Source organism: Paraburkholderia sp. BR14320, assembly GCF_040948665.1.
Taxonomy (GTDB): Bacteria; Pseudomonadota; Gammaproteobacteria; order Burkholderiales; family Burkholderiaceae; genus Paraburkholderia; species Paraburkholderia youngii.
Genome location: NZ_JBFPKG010000024.1, coordinates 38161 through 61537, shown reverse-complemented (window position 1 = coordinate 61537; position 23377 = coordinate 38161). Strand labels below are relative to the sequence as shown.

23 protein-coding genes and 1 pseudogene are annotated in these 23377 nt (G+C 64.1%); 10 read left to right on the top strand and 14 right to left on the bottom strand.

The features are described from left to right. Nucleotides 1-44 precede the first annotated feature (44 nt). The 4 genes and pseudogenes from AB3X89_RS22015 to AB3X89_RS22000 all read right to left on the bottom strand — a co-directional run. A complete protein-coding gene (locus AB3X89_RS22015; RefSeq protein ID WP_368585149.1) occupies nucleotides 45-758 on the bottom strand; it encodes an ABC transporter ATP-binding protein in 714 nt (237 codons plus the stop codon). Then, on the bottom strand, nucleotides 755-1567 hold the full coding sequence (locus AB3X89_RS22010; protein WP_368585148.1) for an ABC transporter ATP-binding protein: 813 nt from the start codon (nucleotides 1565-1567) through the stop codon (nucleotides 755-757). Before AB3X89_RS22010 ends, AB3X89_RS22015 begins: the two co-directional genes overlap by 4 nt. Beyond that, nucleotides 1564-3516 (bottom strand): ABC transporter permease, encoded by a 1953-nt coding sequence (locus tag AB3X89_RS22005; protein WP_368585147.1) that lies wholly within the window; start codon nucleotides 3514-3516, stop codon nucleotides 1564-1566. The genes AB3X89_RS22010 and AB3X89_RS22005 overlap by 4 nt, the downstream gene beginning before the upstream one ends. Nucleotides 3517-3604: 88 nt before the next feature. After that, nucleotides 3605-3999 (bottom strand): annotated as a pseudogene (locus AB3X89_RS22000) (amino acid synthesis family protein); the annotation flags it as partial. 264 nt (nucleotides 4000-4263) lie between these two features. On the opposite strand from AB3X89_RS22000, the gene AB3X89_RS21995 reads away from it, so the two are divergent. From AB3X89_RS21995 to AB3X89_RS21980, 4 genes are all read left to right on the top strand, one after another. Then, nucleotides 4264-4635 carry a tlde1 domain-containing protein gene (locus AB3X89_RS21995; RefSeq protein WP_018433992.1) on the top strand — a complete coding sequence of 124 codons (372 nt, stop codon included), beginning with the start codon at nucleotides 4264-4266 and terminating at the stop codon, nucleotides 4633-4635. After that, on the top strand, nucleotides 4632-5021 hold the full coding sequence (locus tag AB3X89_RS21990; RefSeq protein WP_368585146.1) for a hypothetical protein: 390 nt from the start codon (nucleotides 4632-4634) through the stop codon (nucleotides 5019-5021). The genes AB3X89_RS21995 and AB3X89_RS21990 overlap by 4 nt, the downstream gene beginning before the upstream one ends. Nucleotides 5022-5035: 14 nt before the next feature. After that, a complete protein-coding gene (locus tag AB3X89_RS21985; RefSeq protein ID WP_368585145.1) occupies nucleotides 5036-5428 on the top strand; it encodes a hypothetical protein in 393 nt (130 codons plus the stop codon). Between the two features lie 117 nt (nucleotides 5429-5545). Next, nucleotides 5546-5749: a hypothetical protein gene (locus AB3X89_RS21980; RefSeq protein WP_368585144.1), complete on the top strand. Its 204-nt coding sequence runs from the start codon at nucleotides 5546-5548 to the stop codon at nucleotides 5747-5749. Nucleotides 5750-6023: 274 nt separating this feature from the next. Here AB3X89_RS21980 and pcaC read toward each other — a convergent pair whose 3' ends face one another. From pcaC to AB3X89_RS21955, 5 genes are all read right to left on the bottom strand, one after another. Next, on the bottom strand, nucleotides 6024-6425 hold the full coding sequence (gene pcaC / locus AB3X89_RS21975; RefSeq protein ID WP_013092338.1) for a 4-carboxymuconolactone decarboxylase: 402 nt from the start codon (nucleotides 6423-6425) through the stop codon (nucleotides 6024-6026). Beyond that, a complete protein-coding gene (gene pcaD, locus AB3X89_RS21970; protein WP_013092339.1) occupies nucleotides 6422-7213 on the bottom strand; it encodes a 3-oxoadipate enol-lactonase in 792 nt (263 codons plus the stop codon). The genes pcaC and pcaD overlap by 4 nt, the downstream gene beginning before the upstream one ends. Before the next feature lie 5 nt (nucleotides 7214-7218). Next, nucleotides 7219-8598 carry a 3-carboxy-cis,cis-muconate cycloisomerase gene (locus tag AB3X89_RS21965; RefSeq protein WP_368585197.1) on the bottom strand — a complete coding sequence of 460 codons (1380 nt, stop codon included), beginning with the start codon at nucleotides 8596-8598 and terminating at the stop codon, nucleotides 7219-7221. Nucleotides 8599-8891: 293 nt separating this feature from the next. Then, nucleotides 8892-9551: a 3-oxoacid CoA-transferase subunit B gene (locus tag AB3X89_RS21960; protein ID WP_062131414.1), complete on the bottom strand. Its 660-nt coding sequence runs from the start codon at nucleotides 9549-9551 to the stop codon at nucleotides 8892-8894. A gap of 13 nt (nucleotides 9552-9564) precedes the next feature. Next, nucleotides 9565-10272 carry a 3-oxoacid CoA-transferase subunit A gene (locus tag AB3X89_RS21955; protein WP_368585143.1) on the bottom strand — a complete coding sequence of 236 codons (708 nt, stop codon included), beginning with the start codon at nucleotides 10270-10272 and terminating at the stop codon, nucleotides 9565-9567. 433 nt (nucleotides 10273-10705) lie between these two features. On the opposite strand from AB3X89_RS21955, the gene AB3X89_RS21950 reads away from it, so the two are divergent. The 3 genes from AB3X89_RS21950 (at nucleotide 10706) to AB3X89_RS21940 (ending at nucleotide 13828) form a co-directional block, all read left to right on the top strand. Then, nucleotides 10706-11635: a LysR family transcriptional regulator gene (locus tag AB3X89_RS21950; protein ID WP_013092343.1), complete on the top strand. Its 930-nt coding sequence runs from the start codon at nucleotides 10706-10708 to the stop codon at nucleotides 11633-11635. A gap of 137 nt (nucleotides 11636-11772) precedes the next feature. Beyond that, on the top strand, nucleotides 11773-12411 hold the full coding sequence (folE, locus tag AB3X89_RS21945; protein ID WP_176125881.1) for a GTP cyclohydrolase I FolE: 639 nt from the start codon (nucleotides 11773-11775) through the stop codon (nucleotides 12409-12411). A gap of 310 nt (nucleotides 12412-12721) precedes the next feature. Next, the gene (locus AB3X89_RS21940; protein ID WP_368585141.1) at nucleotides 12722-13828 is read left to right on the top strand and encodes a VTT domain-containing protein; all 1107 of its coding nucleotides are present in this window, start codon (nucleotides 12722-12724) and stop codon (nucleotides 13826-13828) included. Between the two features lie 68 nt (nucleotides 13829-13896). Here the strand turns inward: AB3X89_RS21940 and AB3X89_RS21935 are convergent, their stop codons facing one another. Together AB3X89_RS21935 and AB3X89_RS21930 are read right to left on the bottom strand one after the other, a co-directional pair. After that, nucleotides 13897-15426, bottom strand: a complete 1530-nt coding sequence (locus AB3X89_RS21935) for a diguanylate cyclase (protein ID WP_368585139.1) — start codon at nucleotides 15424-15426, stop codon at nucleotides 13897-13899. Between the two features lie 169 nt (nucleotides 15427-15595). Further along, entirely contained in the window at nucleotides 15596-16441 is an 846-nt protein-coding gene (locus tag AB3X89_RS21930; protein ID WP_368585138.1) for a CHAD domain-containing protein, read from the bottom strand. A gap of 226 nt (nucleotides 16442-16667) precedes the next feature. On the opposite strand from AB3X89_RS21930, the gene AB3X89_RS21925 reads away from it, so the two are divergent. Both AB3X89_RS21925 and AB3X89_RS21920 read left to right on the top strand, forming a co-directional pair. Beyond that, nucleotides 16668-17261 (top strand): short chain dehydrogenase, encoded by a 594-nt coding sequence (locus AB3X89_RS21925; protein ID WP_368585137.1) that lies wholly within the window; start codon nucleotides 16668-16670, stop codon nucleotides 17259-17261. A 185-nt stretch (nucleotides 17262-17446) separates the two neighbouring features. Then, on the top strand, nucleotides 17447-19033 hold the full coding sequence (locus AB3X89_RS21920) for an inorganic phosphate transporter (RefSeq protein ID WP_368585136.1): 1587 nt from the start codon (nucleotides 17447-17449) through the stop codon (nucleotides 19031-19033). Between the two features lie 97 nt (nucleotides 19034-19130). Here AB3X89_RS21920 and ppk2 read toward each other — a convergent pair whose 3' ends face one another. Both ppk2 and AB3X89_RS21910 read right to left on the bottom strand, forming a co-directional pair. After that, a complete protein-coding gene (ppk2, locus tag AB3X89_RS21915; protein WP_368585135.1) occupies nucleotides 19131-20057 on the bottom strand; it encodes a polyphosphate kinase 2 in 927 nt (308 codons plus the stop codon). Nucleotides 20058-20220: 163 nt separating this feature from the next. Beyond that, nucleotides 20221-20619 carry a VOC family protein gene (locus AB3X89_RS21910; protein WP_368585134.1) on the bottom strand — a complete coding sequence of 133 codons (399 nt, stop codon included), beginning with the start codon at nucleotides 20617-20619 and terminating at the stop codon, nucleotides 20221-20223. 177 nt (nucleotides 20620-20796) lie between these two features. Between AB3X89_RS21910 and AB3X89_RS21905 the strand changes: the two genes are divergently transcribed. Next, a complete protein-coding gene (locus AB3X89_RS21905) occupies nucleotides 20797-21846 on the top strand; it encodes a S1C family serine protease (RefSeq protein WP_368585133.1) in 1050 nt (349 codons plus the stop codon). Between the two features lie 23 nt (nucleotides 21847-21869). On the opposite strand, the gene AB3X89_RS21900 is transcribed toward AB3X89_RS21905, so the two are convergent. Beyond that, nucleotides 21870-23273, bottom strand: a complete 1404-nt coding sequence (locus tag AB3X89_RS21900) for an MFS transporter (protein ID WP_368585132.1) — start codon at nucleotides 23271-23273, stop codon at nucleotides 21870-21872. Nucleotides 23274-23377 lie beyond the last annotated feature (104 nt).

The window sequence follows — 23377 nt, the reverse complement described above, 5'->3', positions numbered from 1 at the left end:
TCGGCGCCATCGGCCTCTCCTTTCGCCGGCATTACTGGATGAATTCACACGCTCAGATAAGCGCGCCTCACCGTTTCGTTCCGTGCGAGTTCGCCGATCGTGCCGCTGAAACGGATCTGCCCTTTTTCGAGCACATACGCGCGGTCGCTGACCAGTTCGGCGAAGTGCAGATTCTGTTCCGACAACAAAATGGATAGCCCTTCGCGCTTCAATTCGAGAATCATGTTCGCCATCTGCTCGACGATCACCGGCGCGACGCCTTCGGACGGTTCGTCGAGCAACACCAGATACGGATTGCCCATCAGCGTGCGCGACACGGTCAGCATCTGCTGCTCGCCGCCGCTCATCTGGCCGCCGGGGCGCTGCGGCATTTCGCCGAGATTCGGAAACAGGCGGAACAGCTTTTCCGGCGTCCATTGCGGCGCGCCTTCGCGCGGCGGCTGGCGGCCCGTGTCGAGGTTCTCCATCACCGACAGATCCGCGAACACGCGGCGGTCCTCGGGCACGAAGCCGACGCCCATGCGCGCGATCTTGTACGGCGCAAGCGCGCTGATGTTCTGGCCGCGAAACGTGACTTCGCCGTGGCGCCGCGGCAGCAGTCCCATCACCGCTTTCATCGTCGTCGATTTGCCGGCGCCGTTGCGGCCCATCAGCGCGACCACTTCGCCACGGCCAACTTCGAGGTCGACGTCGAACAGGATGTGCGCGCGTCCGTAAAACGCATTGAGGCCGGAGACTTTCAGCATCGGTTCGCTCATTGCTGCGCTCCCCGGCCATTGCGCGCGTTGCCGTCCGCGTCCTGCAGCGCCGCGTGCGGCCGGAACATCTTGCCGGTGCCGAAATAGACTTCCTGCACGCGCGGGTCGTTGCGAATCGTATCGCCGTCGCCCTCGGCGATCAGCTTGCCGCGCGCGAGCACGATCATCCGGTCCGCGTACGCGAATACGACGTCCATGCTGTGCTCCGTAAACAGCACGCCGATCTTTCGTTCGGTCACCAGACGCCTGGTCAACGCCATCAATTCGTTGCGCTCCTTCGGCGCCATGCCGGCGGTCGGTTCGTCCATCAACAGCAGCTTCGGCCGGTTCGCGAGCGCGATCGCGAGTTCGACGCGCTTCACGTCGCCATACGCGAGCACCCCGCACGCGCGTTTCGCGTGCTCGCTCATGCCGACCTGTTCGAGCAACGCGAACGCTTCGCCGGCATGGTGCGCAGCCGCCGGTTTCCAGAGACCGAAGGTCTTTTTTTCGCGCGACACCAGCGCCATCTGCACGTTTTCGAGCACCGTCATCGAGTTGAAGGTCGCGGCGATCTGGAACGTGCGGCCGACACCGCGCCGCCAGATATCGCGCGGCCGCATGCCGACGAGTTCATGACCGTCGAGCAGGATCGATCCCGACGACGGCTGCAACTGGCCGTTGACCATGTTGAAACAGGTCGATTTGCCCGCGCCGTTGGGGCCGAGCAACGCCAGCAGTTGACCGGCTTCGAGCTCGAATGAAACGTCATCGACCGCCTTCAGTCCTCCGAATGACCGCGACAGACCGCTTACGCGCAGCAGGCTCATAGGCCCTCCTTGACCGCGGCGGTCCGTTGCGATGGCGACGCGGCGCCGCCGTTGGACTTATCGGTCTGATCGCCGTTCGCGTCGCCGAAACGCTCGCGAATGAAGCCAACGATTCCCTGCGGAAACGCGATCACCAGCAGCAGGATCGCGAAGCCGAGCAGCGCCTGCCAGTAGTCGGTCTGTCGCGCAACCGTGTCCTGCAGCCACGTGAACACGGCCGCGCCGACGATCGGCCCGCTCAAGGTCTGCAAGCCGCCGAGCAGCACCATCACGAGGCCATCCACCGAGCGGCTCACGCTGATCACTTCGGGCGAGATGTTGCCCTTCGAAAACGCGTACAGCGAGCCGGCGAGTCCGCAGAACAACGCCGCGATCACGAACGACGCCCACTGCACGCGCTTCACGTCGATACCGATCGCCTCGGCGCGCAGCGCGGAATCGCGCGACGCACGCATCGCGTAGCCGAGCGGCGAGAACAGCATGCGGCGCAACAGCCACACGCCGAGCACCGCGCACGCTAACGTCAGGTAGTAGAACGCGACCGGCGACGACAGCCAACTCGACGGCCATAGTCCGAGAATGCCGTTGCTGCCGCCCGTCACGTCGTCCCACTGGAACACGACCGACCAGACGATCTGCGCGAACGCGAGCGTCAGCATCGCCAGATAGACGCCGGACAGGCGCACGCAGAACCAGCCGAACACGAGCGCGCCGACCACCGCGAGCAGCGGCCCGAGCAGCAACGCCGCTTCCATCGGCAGATTCAGCACTTTGAGGAACAGCGCCGCGCCGTATGCGCCGAGTCCGAAGTACGCTGCGTGGCCGAACGAATGCAGACCGCCCGGGCCCATGATGAAATGCAGGCTCGTCGCGAACAGCACCGCGATCAGGATTTCGACGAGCAGCACCGGCATATACGGAAACGCGTTGGCCGCGAGCGGCGCCAGAACGAGCACTAGCAACACGACGGCGGCGAGCCACTTCAGACGCTTGCCCGCGGGACGCAATGGCGCTTCCGGCGCACCCATCGCGCGCACCGCGGCACTCGCGCGGCCCAGCAGACCCCAAGGCCGCACTACCAGCACGACCGCCATCACGACGAATTCGGCCACCAATGTAAAGCGGCTTAGCGACAAACCGATGCCGAAGAACGTCACATGGCCGATGCCGATGCACAGCGCCTTGATTTCGGCGATCAGCAACGCCGCGATGAACGCGCCCGGAATCGAACCCATGCCGCCGACCACGACGACCACGAACGCGTTGCCGATCGTCTCCAGGTCGAGCGACAGGTTCGCCGATATGCGCGGCCCTTGCAGCGCGCCGCCGAGCCCTGCGAGAAACGCGCCGACGAAAAACACGCCGGTAAACAGCCACGCCTGATTGATGCCGAGCGCGCCGAGCATCTCGCGATCCTGCGTCGCGGCGCGCACCAGCGTGCCCCAACGCGTGCGCGTCAACGCGTACCACAGCAGCAGCAATAGGATGGGGCCGATCACGATCAGTGCGATGTCGTAAGTGGGCAGCGGATGGCCGAGAAAGTCGACCGCGCCCGCGAGATGGGGCGCGCGGGGGCCGAACAGATCGTCGGGGCCCCAAAGCCAGAGCGCGGCGTCGCGAAAGATCAGCACGAGCGCAAAAGTGGCGAGCAAATGGAACAGCTCGGGCGCCTGATAGATCCGCCGCAGTACGACGATTTCGACGAGCGCGCCCAGCACCCCGACCGCGAGCGCGGCGGCCAGCACCGACAGCCAGAAGCCGCCCGCGGTATGGCCAAAGCGGCTCGCGATGCTGTACGCGACGTAGATGCCGAACATATAGAACGAGCCATGCGCAAAGTTGACGATGCGCGTCACGCCGAAGATCAACGACAAACCGGCGGCGACCAGAAACAGCGTCGACGCGTCGGCGAGTCCATTGACCAGTTGTACCAGCAGATTCGAAAGCATCGTGACCCTCGGCAGCGCGGGCGGCACCATGCGCGCCCGCGTCAAAGGCAGGACACTACCAGCGAAATCACCCGGGCAACAAGCGAAGGGCGTCCTTGTGGCCGCGCGGCACGTCGGTCGCGGTGTCGAGCGTGCTGATCTCTTTAGCCGACGGCAACGGAGCGGCGCCTCTCGCGACCGCCGCGCGCAGCGGCGCGCCGAGCTTCGGATGCGGGATCGCGACCTCATGTTCGAGCTCGCCCGCCTCGCCGACGATCGCCGCCCTTGCCGTAGCTTTGCGCCTCGCCGGGCGCGATGCCGATCGCTTCGACGCAGCGCTTGCTGAGCAGCGCGCCGGGTTCCTCGCGGGCTTCGATCAGCGCGTCGAGCTTCGCCTCGTAGCGGCCCGCATACGCATTATCGATCACCGCAATCGCGACCGCACGGCACGCGGGCGGCTCGACGGTCTGCGTGCACGAACAGCTTGCGAAGCCTGATCGCCATCTCCGCTCTGCGAGGTTCGTTGCATTGCCGTTTACCGTGAGTTGGTGCGCACCGCTTCAGTTTCAGCGCAAGCCATCCTTGCCGACGACCGCCCCCTTCGCGAGGCCGCCCACCCACGCATGCACGCGCTGCCCGTGCTCATCTCGAGGATGTAGACGATCTCCATATCGGGATGCAGATCAAACTGACGCATATCTTAAAAATTGTGTGCAACCAGTCGGTCTGATTTAATCGTTGGTTCGTACAACCAATGAGAAAAAGACGATGGTTTGGATTTACAAGCATGAGAGCCACTTGTTGTATCACGACGACAAATACGTCACAGATACCGGATATTCCGGTAAGGGCGAGCACAAGGATAGACACAGTAGCCAGTACGTCCGCGACAAAGGACCGATCCCCGTTGGCCTGTATGAAATTACGGCACCGTTTCCACACCCCAAAACCGGACCGCATTCGATGCGGCTTAACCCCGTTGCGGGAACGAGCCTGGGCGGGCGCGATGGTTTCATGATCCACGGCGACAGCATGAAGGAACCCGGTAACGCGTCAAATGGATGTATCGTTCTTCGCCTGCCATTCCGGAAGCAAATCTGGGACAGTGGGGACAGAATGCTTAGGGTGGAACATCCATGAAACGCGCTCTCGCAGTCCTGCTGCTTCCCCTTCCCGCGTTATGCTTGGCGCAAGGTAGACCGAACCCGCCATGCGACAGGTGGCCGACGAACATCGCAGAAGGGAGACTAAAAAGCGCTGGCATGCTTGGCAGCATCGACTATACGAAAACCGAAGCCGTTCAACTCGCGTCCGAAAAAATAGGTAAATATGAGGATGGCGAACAGATGTGGCGCGAGGTCTATCACATCACCTTCCAAGAAAAAAACGGAAATAAGGTCAAAGTGATTGCCGTAAACGAAGCAGCAGGCGAATTTGAATGCTCGATTGGTGGGGTTGACGTCTTTATTGTTTCAGGTCATTTGCCATCAGGCGACGCCGACAGAGTATTCAAGCAGATAGAGTGAGGCCCTTTGAATCCATGAAACACGCTTTTGCAGTCCTACTGCTATCTTTTCCCGCGCTATGCCTGGCGGAAACCGGCCCATACCCCCCATGCGGCGACCGATTTCCGGCCTATGTGGCCCAGATGGCGGTGAGAAAAACAGACATCCTCTCCTTGGATTTCGATGCTACGAAAACAAAAGCCGTGCGACTGGCGTCCGAGAAGATCGGCAAATACGAAGATGGCGAACAAAAGTGGCGCGGGATCTATCAGATCACCTTTGAGGAGCGAAATGGAAATAAGATCAAGCTGGTTGCTGTGTATGAGATAGGCGAACTGGAGTGCACGATTAGCGACGAACAGTTTCTTATCGTTTCGAAACAGTTGCAGCGTGTCAGCGGGGACACTCGGTACAGGCAGATCGAGTGACTCGCGCCGGGTCAGACGCGGACCCGCTTCGCGTGGGTCTTTTTTACATTGAGCAAGGATTCGGCCTTGCGTCGTTACACTTAGCTCTGCCCGTCAATTTTAAAGATGGAGGTAGGCGTGGCCGCTCTTTCCATTTGGCACTGGCTGGTGTTCGTTCTTGTTGTCGTTATCGCGGAGATAATCCCGCTATGGCTGATCCTGAAGAAGGCGGGATATGCGGGAGCCTGGTCGCTGCTTGCCTTCATTCCGGTGGTGAACGTCGTTCTGCTGTGGTTCATTGCACTGGCCCACTGGCCTGCATTGAACTCAAGACAGTCCTGACCTTTCGCGTCCGGTCTGAACGGACGAACTGAAATGGCCGCCCGCTACCGCAAGCGTTCCTACCGTGAGCACGCCTGCCGTCAGCTTCGACCTGATCCGGCGCGCCGCGGCGCTCGCGCATTGACGCGAGGTGATCAAGAAGACTGTATTGTGCCCGGTGTGCGTGCAGGTGCCGGCAAGCGTCGTAGCGACGATCGCCGCATAAAAAAACGCGCGACGGAAACATCCGTCGCGCGTTTGCTGATTGGCTCCGAAAACTACGAGCGCGCGGTCTTTACGACTTCGCCGCCGCGGCCGCCGCATCGTCCTCGCGGAACAGCTTGTCGGCCAGGTGGAACGCGGAGTTGGCCGCCGGCACACCGACATAAATCGCGGTCTGCAGCAGCACTTCCTTGATCTGTTCGCGCGTCACGCCGTTGTTCTTCGCGGCGCGCAGGTGCAGCGCGAGTTCTTCGCTGCGATTCAACGCAACCATCATCGCGATCGTCAGCAAGCTGCGCGTATGACGCGGCAGACCTTCACGCGTCCAGATCTCGCCCCACGCATAGCGCGTGATCAGGTTCTGGAACTCCTCGGTCAGCTCGGTGCGGTTCGCGAGCGAACGGTCGACGTGCGCGTTGCCCAGCACCGCGCGACGTACGCCCATTCCGGCTTCGTAACGGTCTTCATCGTTCATTTTGCCTCCGTCAGGAAGTCGAGCACGGTCTTCGTGAACTCGTCGACCTTCTCGATGTTGGAAATATGCGAAGCGTCGAGCTCGACGTAGCGTGCGCCCGGAATCGACTGTGCGAGTTCGCGGCCCTGCGCGGGCGTGGCGGCGAGGTCGTGGGTGCCGCTGATCACGAGCGTCGGCAGCTTGATGCCCGGCGTTTCGGGACGCAGGTCGGCCGCGTCGATCGCGTCGCAGTTCGATGCGTAGCCTTCCTTGTCGGTGTGCACGAACACGTCGCGGATCATCGCCAGCACGACCGGCTCGCGCTCGATGAAGTCTGCCGTGAACCAGCGCGGCAGCACCGCGTCGGCGAGTGCGAGCATGCCTTCCGAGCGTGCCTTCGCAGCGCGCGGCACCCAGACTTCCGGCGAGCCGATGCGCGCGGCCGTATTGCACAGCACGACGCGCTCGAAGCGGTCGCCGTGACGCGCGGCGAGCCCGATGCCGGTCAGGCCGCCCATCGAAATGCCGCAGAAATTCGCGCGCGCGATCTTCAGCGTATCCATCAGACCGAGCACGTCTCCGGTCAGTTGCTCGATCGTGTACGGCCCCTTCGGCGCTTCTGAATGGCCGTGACCGCGCGTATCGTAGCGCAGCACGCGGAAGTGCTTCGACAACGCCGCGACCTGCGGCGTCCACATGGACATATCGCAGCCGAGCGAATTCGACAGCACGAGCCACGGCGCGTGGCCGTGACGGTCGCCGTCGATGCGATAGTGAAGCTCGGTGCCGTTGACTGCGGCGTAGGGCATGCCGGTTACTCCTTGGAATGGGCGCGCTGCGCGCGCGTGGTGTGAAGCGCCAGCGCGGCGTCGACATATGCGTGCGCCTGGCCGACGTATTGAGCGGGATCGAGCAGCTGCTTCAAGCGCTCGATCGAAAGATGTTCGGTCACGGCCGCGTCGGCGGCAAGCACGTCGTACAGCGTCTTGCCGTCGCGGATCGCCGCCTTCGACGCGCGCTCCACCTGATGATGCGCGTCGAGCCGGCCGATCGCATCGCCGAGCGCGAGCATCACCGCTTCGCCGAGGATCAGGCCGTGTGTGACGTCGAGATTCTTCGCGAGTCGCGGCACGTTCACGTTCAGGCCGGACGCGATCTGTTCGATGTTCGCGAGCGCGCCGCCCGCGAGACGCGCGAGATCCGGCAGCGCGTCCCATTCGGCTTGCCAGCCGCCGAGCGCGCGTTCATGCTCCTGCACCATACCGGCGAACACGGTTGCGACCAGGCCGGGCGCTCGCGTCGCGGCCGTCAGCACTGCCGCGCAACCGACCGGGTTGCGCTTGTGCGGCATCGTCGACGATCCGCCCTTGCCGGCCGCGGCCGGCTCGGCGAGTTCGTCGATTTCGGTTTGCATCTGCAGCGAGACATCGCGCGCGATCTTGCCGAGCGTGCCGATCAGCATGCCGAACAGCGACGCCGTCTCGGCGATCCGATCGCGCTGCGTATGCCACGGCAAGGTGGGCACTGCGAGGCCGAGCTCCTTGGCAAGCGACTGCGTGACCTGCGGCGCCGCCTCGCGCAGACTCGCGAGCGTGCCTGCCGCGCCGCCGAATTGCAGAACCAGCACGCGCTCGCGCAGCGCATCGAGCCTATCGCGATGTCGCAGCAGCGCGTCTAGCCATTGCGCGAACTTCAGACCCAGCGTGATCGGCAGCGCCTGTTGCAGCCATGTGCGGCCGATCATCGGCGTCGCGCGATGGGTGGCCGCGAGTTTCGCGATCGCGTCGCAGGTGGCTTGCAGGCCGCTGTCGAGCAGGTCGAAGGTGTCGCGAAGTTGCAGCACCGTCGCGGTGTCGATGATGTCCTGGCTCGTCGCGCCCCAATGCACGTATTTGGCCGCTTCGGCGTCCGCGGCTTTGACGCGTGCGGTCAGTTGTTTGACGAGCGGAATCGCGAGGTTGCCGCCGAGCGCGGCGTCGCGTGCGAGCGCGTCGGCGTCGAGTTGGTCGGCCTGGCAGGCTGCTTCGATCGCGGGAACAGCTGATTCGGGAATGACTTTGTGCCCGGCAGAGGCACGCGCGAGCGCGGCTTCGACGTCGAGCATTCGCTGCAGCGTGGCACGCGGCGCCCAGATGTCGTTCATCGGCTGTGTGCCGCAAAGAAGGCCAGTCAGACGGGCGCTGGAGTCGAGCATGGTGACGACGATGTTGAGGAAATCGGAAGTGAAGAAGCGGCGCGGGGCGCGGCGGTTCGAAGCAGACACCGCGGTGGACCAGCGCTTAGAGCGCGTTCGTGCCGTACGTATGCCGCACTTTGTGCTGCGTATTGTGCGCCAAACGCGGGCAGGCTGTCGCTGAAGTTGCCAGGCCAGCGCTGACGAAGCTTTTGCCTCGTCAGCGCTGGCCCGTTCGTGCAATGCTGCCCTCAGACGAGGCGCCATCGATGCGGCCGCAAAACAGGCCGCCGCCGCGACGCCTCAGCCAGGCATCAGGCCGCGCGCGCGGCCTGCGTGCCGTCGGTCATCGGCACGCCGGTCAGCTTCAGCAGTTCGTCGAAGCCGATGTCCGTGAAAATCTCGCGCACGACGAGGCCTTCCTTCGTCACGTCGATCATCGCGAGGTCCGTATAGATACGGGTCACGCAGCCGATACCAGTGACCGGATATGAGCACTCGGCGGTGATCTTGCTTTCGCCTTGCTTGGTCAGGTGCTCCATCATCACGTAGACCTGCTTCGCGCCGATCGCGAGGTCCATCGCGCCGCCGACCGCCGGAATCGCGTCGGGCGCGCCGGTGTGCCAGTTCGCAAGGTCGCCCTTCGCCGACACCTGGAACGCGCCGAGCACACAGAAGTCCAGATGGCCGCCGCGCATCATCGCGAACGAATCCGCGTGATGGAAGTAGGCGCCGCCCGTGAGCAGCGTGACGTGCTGCTTGCCGGCGTTGATCAGTTCGTCGTCTTCTTCGCCCTTCGCCGGTGCCGGGCCCATGCCGAGCAGACCGTTTTCGCTGTGCAGGAAGATTTCCTTGTCGGCGGCGAGGTGGTTCGCCACCAGCGTCGGCACGCCGATGCCGAGGTTCACGTAAGCGCCTTCGGGGATGTCCTGGGCAACGCGCTTGGCCATTTCATCGCGGGTCAGTTTCTTCATGTCGGTCTCCGGGTCAGGCAGCAGCGTCGTGAGGATTGGGCGTGGGGAGATGCGCCGCTTGCGGCACTTCGATCACGCGTTGCACGAAAATGCCGGGCGTGACGATTTCTTCCGGATCGAGGCCGCCGAGCGGCACCACTTCCGACACCTGCACGATTGCGGTCTTCGCGGCGCTCGCCATGATCGGCCCGAAGTTACGCGCGGTCTTGCGATAGATCAGGTTGCCCCAGCGGTCGCCCTTGTACGCCTTGATCAGCGCGAAATCCGCATGCAGCGGCGCTTCGAGCACGTAGTGACGGCCGTCGATCAGGCGCGTTTCCTTGCCTTCGGCAAGCTTGGTGCCGTACGCGGTCGGCGTGAAGAAGCCGCCGATGCCCGCGCCCGCCGCGCGGATGCGCTCGGCGAGGTTGCCTTGCGGCACGAGTTCGAGTTCGATTTCGCCGGCGCGATAGAGTGCGTCGAACACATACGAGTCGGTTTGGCGCGGGAACGAGCAGATGATCTTGCGCACGCGCTTTGCCTTCAGCAGCGCCGCGAGGCCGATGTCGCCGTTACCTGCGTTGTTGTTGACGATGGTCAGCTCGCGCGCGCCCTGCTCGATCAGCGCGTCGATCAGTTCGGACGGCATGCCGGCCGTGCCGAAGCCGCCGATCATGACGGTCGCGCCGTCGTGGACATCGGCGACAGCCGATTGAAGTGTCTCGAAAATCTTGTTGATCATGTCGAAAATTCCTTTGGGGGCGCTACGTGCCGCTGGGCTGACAGCCCTCGCCGACAAGGGTCGCGGCAAAGCTCGCGCGGAAGCAGTCTCCGGGCATGCTGGCGACGGCTCGCGAGGGAGAGAGCGGGCTGGCGCCTTCGATTGATTCGCCGCTGAATTTGTTCGTTACATGAACAGTGATTCGTTTAGCGAACGCCTCGGCGATTATGGTTGTCCTGTGGGCGGATTGTCAAGGCAGGGAAACCCCCTTCATCATAGGTCGCCGCTCGCGGCGGCGAAGGTCCGGGTTGCCCTCGTCCAGTGCTCGCCCTGCGCGCGAAAAAGCCGGCCGCATGAAATCCCACTATGCTTATGGGCGATTTATCAACTAGGCTCTATAGCGATACGGCATAGGCACCGCGTTGCCTCGCCCGCCCCGCGAGCCATAACTAGCATGTCCGAGACACATCTGGATCTGAATTTGATCCCCTACCTGGTCGCGATGGAAGACACGCGCAACGTGAGCCGCGCCGCCGAGCAGCTCGGCGTGAGCCAGCCGCGCGTGAGCACCGCGCTTGGCCGTCTGCGCGAATACTTCGACGATCCGCTGTTCGTGCGCACCTCGAAAGGCATGGAGCCGACACCGCGCGCGCTCGCGATCCTGCCCGCCGCGCGCGACGCGCTGCTGCGCATCGAGAAAGGCATGCTCGACGTGCAGGACTTCGATCCGGCGACGAGCACGCACACGTTCTCGATCGCGCTGTCCGACGTCGGCGAGATCGTGTTTCTGCCGCGTCTTTTGCAGTTGTTCGCCGAGCGCGCGCCGTCCGCGAATCTGCGCTCGGTAACGCTGTCGCCGTCGCAGGTGGAACGCGGGCTCGAATCGGGCGATGTCGATCTCGCCGTCGGCTATTTTCCGGACCTGGCGGGCAACAACTTCTTTCAGCAGCGGCTCTTCACGCACCGCTTCATCTGCCTGATGCGCAGCGGACACCCGCTGTCGAAAGGGCCGCTCACCCTCGAGCAATACGTGGCGTCGGGGCATGCGGTCGTGCGCGCCGAGGGACGCAGCCAGGAAGTGCTCGAGCAGTACCTCGAAAAGAAGCGCATCAAGCGGCGCGCGGTGCTCGAAACGCCGCACTTCATGAGCCTGCCTTTCATCCTCGCACGCACTGATCTGCTCGCGACCGTCCCGCACGCGATCGGCTTCGCGTACGTGTCGGAGCATGCGTCGATCATGCTCGTCGAGCCGCCGCTGCCGTTGCCGCGCTTCGACCTGCGTCAGCACTGGCATCGCAAGTTTCATAACGATCCGCGCCTCAGTTGGCTGCGCGGCGTGGTCGCCGAACTGTTCAACGATGCTATGGACGAATGGCCGAAGTAGCCGCTCGAAGCAAGTCCGCGACCGCCCCGGCAGCGAGAGAGGCATCGGCACCATCGGTCGCAAAACATGGAACAATGACCTCAGTTACTGACCCCGCGCGCAGCGCAGCATCGACACGCGATCCAGGAGGACGACGCATGACCAGCAGCAAGGCAAAGAAAACCAAACCCGCAGCGGCCGTCGAACGCCCGAGCCGCGAAGAAGCTGAGGCAGCCGTGCGCGTGCTGCTGCGCTGGGCCGGCGACGATCCGCAACGCGAAGGCCTGATCGACACGCCGGCGCGCGTGACGCGCGCTTACGAGGAGTTCTTCGCGGGCTATCAGGTCGATCCGCGCGAAATCCTCGCGCGTACCTTCTCCGAAGTGGACGGCTACGACGAAATGATCGTGCTGAAGGACATCCGCTTCGAAAGCTACTGCGAGCACCATATGGTGCCGATCATCGGACGCGCACACGTCGCGTATCTGCCGAATCATCGCGTGGTCGGCATTTCGAAGCTCGCGCGTCTCGTCGATGCGTTCGCGAAGCGGCTGCAGATCCAGGAAAAGATGACGGTGCAGATCGCCGATACGCTGAACGACGTGCTGCAACCGGCCGGCGTCGGCGTGATTCTCGAAGCCGCGCATCAATGCATGTCGACGCGTGGCGTGCATAAGGCGGGCGTCACGATGGTCACCTCGCGCATGCTCGGCACGTTTCGCACCGATCCGTCGACACGGCGGGAGTTTCTGGCGATCGTCGGAAATCCGGGCGTGGTGGCCATGCCGAATGCCTGATGCGGTGAACGCAGGGGCTGTTAAGGGTTCGCTGCCGATGCAGCCCCCGCCTCTGCGAATCCGGCGTGCGGCCTCGCGCGCATGCTCTTCGCGCTCGCCGGCAATGTCGTGGGGTGCAGGCGGGGTTGACAGTTAGTTGCGTCTTGACGATACAGGCCAATGCTCAACAGCGGCCGTCGACGCAAGCTTCTTCCCTAATTGATCACCGCGCCGCCCAATCCCCCTCCCCACCCGCACCGCCCACAAGCCATCGGCTATGCTGAATCCACGGTGCGCATGCCAGCTCACCGCAGCAACAGGAGCGGGTCAATTGGTCGAGTTTCCGTTGTCGGCGATTTCAACCTGGGGCAGCGCGATCGTATTCGTCAACGTCCTGCTGACGCGCCTCGGCGTACCGATTCCGGCCGTGCCGATGCTGCTGTTCGCGGGCTCGGCGATCGCCGCGGGCAACCTGTCGTTCTGGCCGACGCTCGGCGCGGCGGTGCTTGGCGCATTGATCGGCGACGGCACGTGGTTCGCGGCCGGCCGGCTGTATGGCCGCAAGGTACTCGCATGGCTCGGCAGCCTGTCGCCAGTCGTCGATACGAGGCTCGAAATGGCGCGCTCGCTATTCGAACGGTATGGCATGCCGCTCGTGTCGATCTCGAAGTTCGTGCCTGGGCTCGGCCTGATCACGCCACCGTTGATGGGCACGACCGCTGTCGACATCCGCCTCTACGCGCTATGGGATCTGGCGAGCGTGATCACGTGGGCGACTTTCTGGTTGCTTGGCGGCGCGGCTGTGGAGCGCGAGGTGCATATGCTGCGCGCATTCGTCGAACGGCGCGGCGGCACACTCGCCGACATTCTTCTGGTGGTGGCGCTGGCCTATCTGCTCTACCGGCTGTATCTGCGATATGACGAACGACGCCGGTTCACGCGAGCCGCGTCGGCCCCGGCCACGCCGATGCTGGCCGCGCCGACGCACGCCTCGGCGGCGAGCGTCGCATCGAGACTGCCGTGGAGCTGGCGGCACTCCGGTCGCCTGAGTCGCACGGCGCCGTCCCGCGTGCTCGATGCGCGGCCCGGCGCACCGCTGCTCGATCTGCGAGGCCAGATTCCCGACGCCCTCGCGCTCGATCCGCATTCGCCCGAACTGATCGACGGTGCGCTGCGCGCGCACGACGTGGTCATCTACTGCATCTGTCCGGACAGCGCGACCGCGCTCGAAGTCTCGCAACATATGCGCCGCAATGGCTACACGCGGATTCGCGCACTGCGCGGCGGGCTCGATGCATGGCAGCGGCGCGGCTTCCCGGTGGGCTCGCTGGCTTACGCGGCCGGCACGGCGCCCGCTCAGCCACGTTCGGCGTGGGGTGAAACGGCAGCTGCAGTGACGTTGCGCGGTTTCGCGCCGCGCAGCGTGGAGCGTGCCTGATTCGCGCTGCGTCGCGACCCACGCAGGCCGGGAAAGCGCTCGCGCTCACGTGAACGGATACCTGGGCGTCAGAGCGCCGCGCCTGTACTCGACGCCCCCTGCGCCGCCGAATACTCGGCCCACTGTGCCGACCGGGTGCGATTGCGCCCTTCGGTCTTCGCCACGTACAACTGTCCGTCAGCGGCGGCCAGCAGCTCGACTCCATTGGCGAAATCCGTGGCGCTCGGCAGCGCCGTGGCGCAGCCGACGCTTACCGTCACCGCCTGCGGCGCATCGTGTCCACGCACGATGACGCGGTTTTCCACCTTGCGGCGAATCTGCTCCGCGACCGTGAACGCGCCCTGCGCGGGGGTATCCGGCAGCACCACCGCGAACTCTTCGCCGCCGTAGCGCGCGACCAGATCGACAGAGCGCCGCGCCACGGACGCGATGCAATCCGCGACCGCGACCAACACCTCGTCGCCGCTCTCATGGCCGTAGGTGTCGTTGAAACGCTTGAAGTGATCGATATCGATGAACAGCACCGACAGCGGCTTGTTGTCGCGCCGCGCGCGCTTCCATTCGTCGTCGAGCCGCTTGTCGAGCACGCGGCGATTGCTGAGCCCGGTCAGCGGATCGGTCGACGCGAGACGCATCAGCGCAGCCTGCGCGCGCTGCTTGTCGCGCAGCGCGAACGTGAGCAGCCACGACACGACCACGAACACCGCACCGAACGCGATGGTCAGCGCAGCGGCCACGTGGCTGCGATGCTGCCACGGCGCGAGCACGTCGTCGACGGCGGGCGCGATCGCCACGATCAGCGGCGTGCCGGGCACGTGCGCGTATGTGAAGATGCGACGCACACCGTCGACCGGCGAGACCGCTACGAAGCTGCCGGAGTCGTGCGCGGTCATCGGTAAGAAGGTCGGCGACTTTGCGACGCTCCCGCCGATATCGCGCCCTTCGATGGGCTTGCGCGCGAGCAGCGTGCCGTCCGTCATCACGATGAAAACCGAACCCTGCTCGCCGGTGTCGATCCGGTCGAGCAGGTGCTGGAAGTACTCGATGCGAATAGCGAGCAGCGCGATGCCGGCGAAGTTGCCCTGCGCATCGTCGATGCGCCGCGTCAGCGCGATCGACGGCTTGCCGCCGCGCAGCCGCGACATGAACGGATGCGAGAAATACAGGCCGGCCGCCGGATTGCGCTGCTGTACCTGAAAGTATTCGCGGTCGTCGAGATGGACGGTAGTGTTCGCGTCGTCGTACTGTGCGGCCGCCACTTCGCCGTCGGCGCCGACGACATACGCACCGCCGAGAAAGGCGGCGGTGGTCGCGCGATCGAACAGCCTCGCCTGGCGTGCCGGGACCGGCAGCGTCCAGGTATCCGGATCGCGCGCGGCATCCACCATCGATTGCAACGACAGACTATAGATTTCGACGTTACGGGCGAGATCCGCGGAAATGATCGACACGAGGTTTTGCGAGGTCTGGCGCGCATGAGCGAGCATTTCACGGCGACCTTCGCCGACCTCCACCGCGGTCAGGATCGACATCGCCAACGCGACGAGCGTGCCGGCGACGCCGGCCACCCACGGGCGGTTGCCCACATAGCGGGTCATCCCGGTTCGAACGGCATGCAACGTCAGGCGCAACCGATGACGCAGCGAAAGCCCTTGCTGTGCCACGCTCCTCGCCTCCTTTCGCGGACGATTCTTTTGGACCGGCAGCGCGGTGCGCCGTGCATGTTGGGCCGCGGGTCCTCCGCGCCAGCGAGACGAGAGCGTTCGCTCAGCCCAGTAGCTCCGACGCCGCGCGCAAGCGGCGTTTGCGTTTCCTGTCGAGCCAGGCCAACGCGGTTTCGATGTGATCCGCGTCGGCAAGCGACGCCGCATTGTCGCGCAACAGCGCTTCGCTGGCGACGGTATCGTTGAGCAAGCCGAAGCGCTTCTGAAGCTTTTTCAGCCGCTTGAGCGTGCGCTTATGGCTGATTTTAAGCACCGGCCCGAAAAACTCGAACAGATAGCGCAGTTTCTTGCCCGCTTTTCTGACATCGTGGAAGGCGGCGTAATTCGAGCGTTTGGCATGGCGCGCGCGTTTGATGCGCTTTTTCAATGAGCGCTCCGACGCCCGGATGCGTCGAGCGGCAAATTTGCGCAACGCAATATCCGCATCGTGGGTGGCGTGCAGTTCCCCGGAAGTGGTGGCTAATGCATCGCGCAACAGATGTTTGACGTCGGCATTCAACAACGTCTCGCGGCTGGTCGCCAGCGTATCGCGGCGCGTCTGCTCGAGCTTAGGCATCAACGCTTGTGCGTCACCGCCTTCCTGCTTGAGCAACTCGATCAGGATGTCCCAATCGCGCGTTTTACCGGCCGCGGTGGCGAGGAACTTGTACACCGCGCGCTGGCGAGAATTCTCGCCCTTGTCGAGCAGCGGTGCGAACGCCCACCACAACGAACGCAAACGCCGCAGTGACACACGCAGTTTGTGCAGCGCTTCGGGTGACGGATCGTCGTGTATGCCTTTGGCGAGTCCGATCGCCTCATCGACGAGTGGCTCGGCGTAGGAAGTAAAGGCCCGCTGCGCCGATTCTTCCGGTACCGGCTCGTTGGCTGTTTCGCTGTCTTGCTTCATCGATGCTCCCGGAAACATGACCGTATTTCCAGCGTAGCAAAATTGATGCTCACGAGGGAATCACCGCGCATATCAGCGGGTTTTCCAGTTGCGCGTTGGCGCGTCGTGTCGACAGCGCCTATGCTCGACCGATGGGGCGCTTATCGCGCGGTCCGGCGAATGCTCCGATTTGACGATGCAGTGTGCAGCGCGGCAAATGCCGCCAAACAGACCCCCGGGAGGATGTATGCGAATACTCGTTGTCGGTGCGACCGGCCTGCTCGGCTCGCACATCGTGAAGCTGCTCGCCACCGAGCATGACGTGGTCGGCGCAAGCCGCAAGGGCTCCGATCTGCACGTCGACCTGTCCGACAAACGCAGCATCGAAGCGATGTATGCGCAAGCCGGCAGCTTCGACGCGATCATCTGCGCGGCCGGCTCGGCGAAGTTCGCGCCGCTCGCGGCGCTTGGCGACGAAGACTTTTCTTTTAGTCTTGCCAATAAACTGATGGGGCAGGTCAATGTTGTGCGCTGCGGCGTGGACCATGTGTCCCAAGGCGGCTCGTTCACGCTGACGAGCGGCGTGCTCGCGCAACAGCCGATGGAAGGCAGCGCCGCGGTCAGCATCGTCAATGCGGGTGTCGAAGCGTTCGCGCGCTCGGCCGCGCTCGAGTTGCGCGGCAAGGCCCGCGTCAATGTGGTGAGCCCGGGGTGGGTCGCCGAAACGCTCGAATCGATGGGCCGCGATCCGTCGCAAGGGGTGCCGGCGGAAATCGTCGCGCAAGCCTATAAACGCGCCCTCGGTGGTAGTGCAAGCGGCGAGGTCATCAGCGCATCGTAGGCGCTACCGCGATGCGTTCACCGTCTGGTTTTATTCATCACTTGCTTAGTCGGATGCGCGGCGCGGCATGAGCCGCGCCGCGTCTATTTTTCCGCCCTCCATAGCCGTCACGCAGTTGTCATCAATGCGACACGCAGCGAAAGCAGCATCGAATACTCTGCGACCACAATTTTGGGGCTCACGTCATGCCGGAACTTTCGTATCCGCAACCAGGCGCCGCCAGCGGCAAGGGCCGTAGCGCAGGCCTGGTTATTTTCGCCGGCCTGCTCATCGCGGGCGTCGTGTACTGCGGCGTTCATCTGATAGACGATCTGCAGCCCGTGCGCGAAAGCTCGGTGCTGCCCTATCTGTTGCTCGGCGTCGCGCTGCTGATCGCGCTCGGCTTCGAGTTCGTCAACGGGTTTCACGATACGGCCAATGCGGTCGCCACCGTCATCTATACCCACTCGCTGACGCCGAATATCGCGGTCGTCTGGTCCGGCGCGTGGAATTTCCTCGGCGTGCTGTTGTCGAGCGGTGCGGTCGCCTTCGGCGTGCTGCAACTGCTGCCTGTCGAGCTGATCCTGCAGGTTGGCAGCAGCGCCGGGTTCTCGATGGTATTCGCGCTGCTGATCGCCGCGATCATCTGGAACCTCGGCACGTGGTCCCTGGGCCTGCCTTCTTCGAGCTCGCACACGCTGATCGGCTCGATCATCGGCGTGGGCCTGATGAATCAGATGATGCATGGTGCGAATGGCACCAGCGGCGTCGACTGGACTCAGGCGCTCGGCGTCGGCAAGTCGCTGCTGTTTTCGCCGATCGTGGGCTTTCTGCTCGCGGGCTTGCTGCTGCTGATCCTGAAGGCCGTCGTGCGCGTGCCCGCGCTGTATGCCGAGCCGAAGGGCAAAGAGCCGCCGCCGTTCTGGATTCGCTGTCTGCTGATTCTGACCTGCACGGGCGTGTCGTTCGCGCACGGCTCGAACGATGGCCAGAAAGGCATGGGGCTGATCATGCTGATCCTGATCGGTACGGTGCCCACTGCGTACGCACTGAATCGAGCGGTCACGCCGGAGCAAACGCAGAACTTCGTCGCGGTCGCGCATCAAACCGCGGCGACGCTAGCGCGCTACACGCAGGGCGCGGGGCCGTCCGCGGATCCGCGCGCCGACGTCGAGGCCTTCGTGCGCACCCGTCAGTTGACACCCGCCACACTGCCGGCGCTGCGGCAATTGACCGAGCAGATCGGCCGCCAGGTCGGCGAATTCGGCTCGATGGCGGCAGTGCCGCAAGGCATCGTCGATAACGTGCGCAACAACATGTATGTCACGTCCGAGGCGATCCGTCTGATGCAGAAGGCCAATCAGCCGCAGTTCTCGGCCGAGGACGCAAAGGTCATCGCCAACTTCAGAACGCAGATCGATCACGCGACCAAGTTCATTCCGCCGTGGGTCAAGGTGGCGGTCGCGATCGCGCTGGGTCTCGGCACGATGGTCGGCTGGAAGCGCATCGTCGTCACGGTGGGCGAGAAGATCGGCAAACAGCATCTGACGTATGGCCAGGGCGCGTCGGCTGAACTCGTCGCGATGGTCACGATCGGTGCCGCCGACGTCTACGGTCTGCCGGTGTCGACGACCCACGTGCTCTCTTCCGGCGTGGCCGGCACGATGGCGGCCAACGGCTCGGGCCTGCAATGGGCCACCGTGCGCAGCCTGATCCTTGCATGGGTGTTGACGCTGCCCGCGTCGATCGCGCTCGCGGGCGGGTTGTACTGGCTATTCCGTTCAGTGTTCTGAGTTCGCCGATCCGGCTGATGCCAGCACGAAAAAAAGCGCGGTACGTTCTATACGTACCGCGCTTTTTTGTTGGCAAGCTCGTTCATGCGATCCGGCTTTAGTACACCTCGGGCACGATCATCGCCTCAGGCACCGGCTGGCGGCTATAGTCCTCGTGATAGACACGCGACGGCAATTCGATGTGCGGATGCTCGATGTCGTGATACGGCACCTGGCTCAGCAGATGGTGAATGCAGTTCAGGCGCGCGCGCTTCTTGTCGACGGCCTGCACGACCCACCACGGCGCCTCGGGAATATGCGAGCGCTGCAGCATCACTTCTTTCGCCAGCGTATACGCTTCCCAGCGGCGCCGGCTTTCCAGATCCATCGGGCTCAGCTTCCACTGCTTCAGCGGATCGTGAATGCGGTTCTGGAAGCGGATTTCCTGCTCTTCGTCGGTGATCGAAAACCAGTACTTGAGGATCTGCACGCCGCTGCGCACGAGCATCTTCTCGAACTCAGGCACCGAGCGGAAAAACTCTTCGTATTCCTCGTCGGTGCAGAAGTTCATCACGCGCTCGACGCCCGCGCGGTTGTACCAGCTGCGATCGAACAGCACCATTTCGCCGCCCGCCGGCAGATGCGATACATAGCGCTGGAAATACCATTGCGTGCGCTCGCGATTGTTCGGCGCGGGCAATGCGGCCACGCGGCAAACGCGCGGATTGAGTCGCTGCGTGATGCGCTTGATCGCGCCGCCCTTGCCGGCCGCGTCGCGCCCTTCGAAGATCACGACGAGCCGATGTCCGGTCGCGACGATCCAGTCCTGCAGCTTGACCAGTTCCCCCTGCAGCCGGAACAGTTCACGGAAGTACTGCTTGCGCGCCTCGCGATGCTCGGGCGTAAAGCCGGCCGGGCCGTCGATGATGCGGTCGTCGACCTCCATTTCGAGTTCTTCGTCATAGGCATCGATGAGGTCTTCCTCGAAACGGCGTTGCCGCTCCGCCATCAATTCGAAATCGGGTCTCGGGTCCGGCTCTTTCATTGCGGCTCTCCTCGCAACAGGAATGGGATGGCGCGCGGCGGCCAGCGCGACGCGGTCGCGTTCGATTATCGAAGCGCGAGGTGTCAGCCGTGTTACCGCGTGGGCGGCCGCTGCGAAGGCGTGGTAACACCCATGATAGCGAGTTTTGCCCGGGCCTCCTCCGCTAGTGCAGCGGCCGCGCGAAGCTCAATTCGTGGCCGTCCGGATCGGTGATATGAAAATAGCGCTCGCTCCAAGGCGCATCCGCCGGCGCGGACGACGGCTGCAAGCCCGCCGCCAGCGCCTTGGCATAGATCGCGTCGACGTCCGACACGTAGATGATCACGCGCCCCCACCAGTTGACCGGCGCGCGCGCATCGGCGATCAGGTTCAGATACGAGCTGCCGAACGCGAACGACGTGAACGCCTCGCGCGGACCGCCATATTTGAGTGGGAAGCCGAGCGCTTCATAGAACGCGACGGCGCGCTGCATGTCGCTGGTGGCGAGCGTGATCGCGCTCAGAGACTCGATGCGTGGATCCGGCTGCGGAGGTTGCGGCGCTGAAGCGGTAGATGCGGACATGAAGTAGTTCTCCGTGGCGCGAGCGAGCGGCGAGCGACGGCCCGCCCCGGAAAGTGTCTCACACGCGATGGCCGCCAGTGCGGCCCGCGGCGACGGCCCCGGGCACCCCGCCCCAGACGCCCTTGAAAACGCGCGCGACGCCCCGCATCTCGCAGCCCGTCTATCCGGAGCATCGTTATGGGAAGCCGTCCACGCTTCATCGATGACCTGTCGAGCGCCGCATCCGACGCCCCCGGGCCCCAATCCACCGACCTTTTGACCAACGACGACGACGCGCTGCTCGACGCCTACTCCCGCACCGTGATCGGCGCACTGGAGCGCGTGCAGCAGGCGGTCGCATTTATCGCCGTCGAACGCCGGCTGCCCGGCGACGCGTCCGCGCATGGGCGCGGCGCGCGCGGCGGCACCGGCTCGGGCTTTCTGTTCACGCCCGACGGGTACCTGCTGACCAATAGCCACGTCGTGCATGGCGCGACGCATATCCAGGTGACGCTGGCCGACGGCGCGAAGTTCGACGCCGATCTGGTCGGCGACGATCCCGGCAGCGATCTCGCGGTGCTGCGCATCGGTTCGCCGGAGCCGCTGCCGCACGTCGAACTCGGCGAATCGTCGAAGCTGCGCGTCGGGCAGATCGCCATTGCGGTCGGCAGCCCGCTGGGGCTGCAGCAGACCGTGACGACCGGCGTCGTTTCGGCGCTGGGCCGGTCGCTGCGCTCGAACTCCGGCCGCATGATCTACGACGTGATCCAGACCGACGCGGCGTTGAATCCGGGCAACTCGGGCGGACCATTGATCAATTCGGCGGGTCAGGTGATCGGCGTGAATACCGCGATCATTCCTGGCGCGCAGGCCATCTGTTTCGCGACTGCGATCGATACCGCGAAGTGGGTCATCATGCAGATCTTTGCGCATGGCCGCGTGCGACGCGCGTATATCGGCGTGGCCGGCACGACGACGCCGCTGTCGCGGCGTGTGCAGCGCTACTTTGGGCTCGGCACGCAAAGCGGCGTGCACGTCATGGAGATCGTCAAAGGCAGTCCGGCCGCGCTCGGCGGCTTGCGCACCGACGACACGATCGTCGCGATCGACGCACAGCCGGTGCAGGATGTGGATGGTCTGCAACGCACGCTCGACGCTTCGCGTATCGACAAGCCGGTCCGCGTGACGGTGTTGCGCGGCGCGCAGCGGCTGGAGTTGACGGTGACGCCGGTGGAGCAGGCGGGCTAAGAAGACTGCGACCGTATCTTGACTTACGCGCGCCCGCGGCTGCCGCGCGCGATCTCATCACCCGCGTCTCGCGGCAGCCGCCGCGTAATCGGAATCGACAGGCACGAGAACAGACCGACGACCAGAAACGCCGGCCAGAAATCGGAGAACACGATGTTCGGATGCCCTTGCAGACGATGGGAAATCAGCAGCACGATGCCCGAGATCGTCACGCCGAGGCCGAGCGACATCTGCTGGATCACGCTCGCAACACTCGTTGCGCGGCCGACCTCGCTGCTCGGAATATCCGCATAGGCCAGCGTATTGAGCGACGTGAATTGCAGCGAGGGAAAGAAGCCGCCCACCAGCACGATGCACCAGATCACCCAATGCGGCGTGCCGGGAAAGAACAATCCGTACACGGCGATCGCCAGACCCGCGCACGCGGCGTTGACCATCAGCACGGTGCGAAAGCCGAAGCGTTCGAGAATGCGCGACGCCACCGTCTTCATGAAGATCGAACCGAACGCGGACGCGCATGTGATCGCGCCGGCTCTGAACGCGGTCATGCCGAGCCCTTCCTGCAACGCGAGCGGCAACAGGAACGGCACCGCGCCAAGACCGATACGAAACAGCGAACCGCCGATCACGCTCGCATGAAAACTCGGAATGCGCAGCAAACGCAGATCGAGCACCGGCAACGCGACGCGGCTCGCGTACAGCACATAAACCAGCAGCAGCACGATGCCGGTCACGCACATGCCCACCGATTCTCCTGTCGACACCAGTTCGCCGCCGACGAGCGAGAGCCCGAGCATGAACAGCGAAGCGCCACTTGCCGACAGCAAGAAGCCGAACCAGTCGAGCCGGCCTGGATGCGGCTCGCGCGTATTGGCGATGTACTTGTTGGTGAGCCAGATGCCGAGCAGCCCGATCGGCACATTGATCACGAAAATCAGACGCCAGTGCAGATAGGTCGTGATAAAGCCGCCAAGCGGCGGCCCAACCACCGGACCGAGCAACGCCGGCACCGACAGATAGTTCATCGCGCGAATGAACTCCGACTTCGGCAGCGAACGGAAGATGATGATGCGCCCCACCGGCACCATCAGCGCGCCGCCGATGCCCTGCACGAAGCGCGCAAGCACGAAGGTATCGAGCGAAGTGGACGCCGCGCACAGCAGCGAGCCCGCCATGAAGATGCCGATCGCGGTTCGGAACACGGTGCGCGAACCGAAGCGGTCGGCGACCCAGCCGCAGATCGGGATAAAAACGCCGAGGCCGATCACATACGCGGTAACCGCAAGCTTCAGCGTGATCGGATCATGACCCAGGTCGCGCGCCAGAACAGGCAGCGACGTCACGATGACCGTGCCGTCCACGTTTTCCATGAACATCGCGCACGCGACGATCAGCGGAACGATGAAAGCGCCTAAAGCGAGCAGCATTGTCATGGCGACGGGCGGCCCGCCATCAATGGAAAGTGCCGATTATGGCATTGCGGCGGCAACAAATGTTGTCGCGCGAGGGGATTGCCGCGCGCCGTGAGGCG

Excerpts from the sequence above, each read along its gene's own strand:
- AB3X89_RS22005 (WP_368585147.1), bottom strand. The coding sequence starts at position 3,516 with ATGCTTTCGAATCTGCTGGTACAACTGGTCAATGGACTCGCCGACGCG.
- AB3X89_RS21920 (WP_368585136.1), top strand. The coding sequence starts at position 17,447 with ATGCCGGAACTTTCGTATCCGCAACCAGGCGCCGCCAGCGGCAAGGGC.
- AB3X89_RS22010 (WP_368585148.1), bottom strand. The coding sequence starts at position 1,567 with ATGAGCCTGCTGCGCGTAAGCGGTCTGTCGCGGTCATTCGGAGGACTG.
- AB3X89_RS21950 (WP_013092343.1), top strand. The coding sequence starts at position 10,706 with ATGTCCGAGACACATCTGGATCTGAATTTGATCCCCTACCTGGTCGCG.
- AB3X89_RS21925 (WP_368585137.1), top strand. The coding sequence starts at position 16,668 with ATGCGAATACTCGTTGTCGGTGCGACCGGCCTGCTCGGCTCGCACATC.
- AB3X89_RS21900 (WP_368585132.1), bottom strand. The coding sequence starts at position 23,273 with ATGCTGCTCGCTTTAGGCGCTTTCATCGTTCCGCTGATCGTCGCGTGC.
- AB3X89_RS21985 (WP_368585145.1), top strand. The coding sequence starts at position 5,036 with ATGAAACACGCTTTTGCAGTCCTACTGCTATCTTTTCCCGCGCTATGC.
- AB3X89_RS22015 (WP_368585149.1), bottom strand. The coding sequence starts at position 758 with ATGAGCGAACCGATGCTGAAAGTCTCCGGCCTCAATGCGTTTTACGGA.
- AB3X89_RS21955 (WP_368585143.1), bottom strand. The coding sequence starts at position 10,272 with ATGATCAACAAGATTTTCGAGACACTTCAATCGGCTGTCGCCGATGTC.
- pcaC (WP_013092338.1), bottom strand. The coding sequence starts at position 6,425 with ATGAACGATGAAGACCGTTACGAAGCCGGAATGGGCGTACGTCGCGCG.
- folE (WP_176125881.1), top strand. The coding sequence starts at position 11,773 with ATGACCAGCAGCAAGGCAAAGAAAACCAAACCCGCAGCGGCCGTCGAA.
- AB3X89_RS21910 (WP_368585134.1), bottom strand. The coding sequence starts at position 20,619 with ATGTCCGCATCTACCGCTTCAGCGCCGCAACCTCCGCAGCCGGATCCA.
- AB3X89_RS21990 (WP_368585146.1), top strand. The coding sequence starts at position 4,632 with ATGAAACGCGCTCTCGCAGTCCTGCTGCTTCCCCTTCCCGCGTTATGC.
- AB3X89_RS21935 (WP_368585139.1), bottom strand. The coding sequence starts at position 15,426 with ATGACCCGCTATGTGGGCAACCGCCCGTGGGTGGCCGGCGTCGCCGGC.
- AB3X89_RS21930 (WP_368585138.1), bottom strand. The coding sequence starts at position 16,441 with ATGAAGCAAGACAGCGAAACAGCCAACGAGCCGGTACCGGAAGAATCG.
- AB3X89_RS21965 (WP_368585197.1), bottom strand. The coding sequence starts at position 8,598 with ATGCTCGACTCCAGCGCCCGTCTGACTGGCCTTCTTTGCGGCACACAG.
- pcaD (WP_013092339.1), bottom strand. The coding sequence starts at position 7,213 with ATGCCCTACGCCGCAGTCAACGGCACCGAGCTTCACTATCGCATCGAC.
- ppk2 (WP_368585135.1), bottom strand. The coding sequence starts at position 20,057 with ATGAAAGAGCCGGACCCGAGACCCGATTTCGAATTGATGGCGGAGCGG.
- AB3X89_RS21960 (WP_062131414.1), bottom strand. The coding sequence starts at position 9,551 with ATGAAGAAACTGACCCGCGATGAAATGGCCAAGCGCGTTGCCCAGGAC.
- AB3X89_RS21905 (WP_368585133.1), top strand. The coding sequence starts at position 20,797 with ATGGGAAGCCGTCCACGCTTCATCGATGACCTGTCGAGCGCCGCATCC.
- AB3X89_RS21995 (WP_018433992.1), top strand. The coding sequence starts at position 4,264 with ATGGTTTGGATTTACAAGCATGAGAGCCACTTGTTGTATCACGACGAC.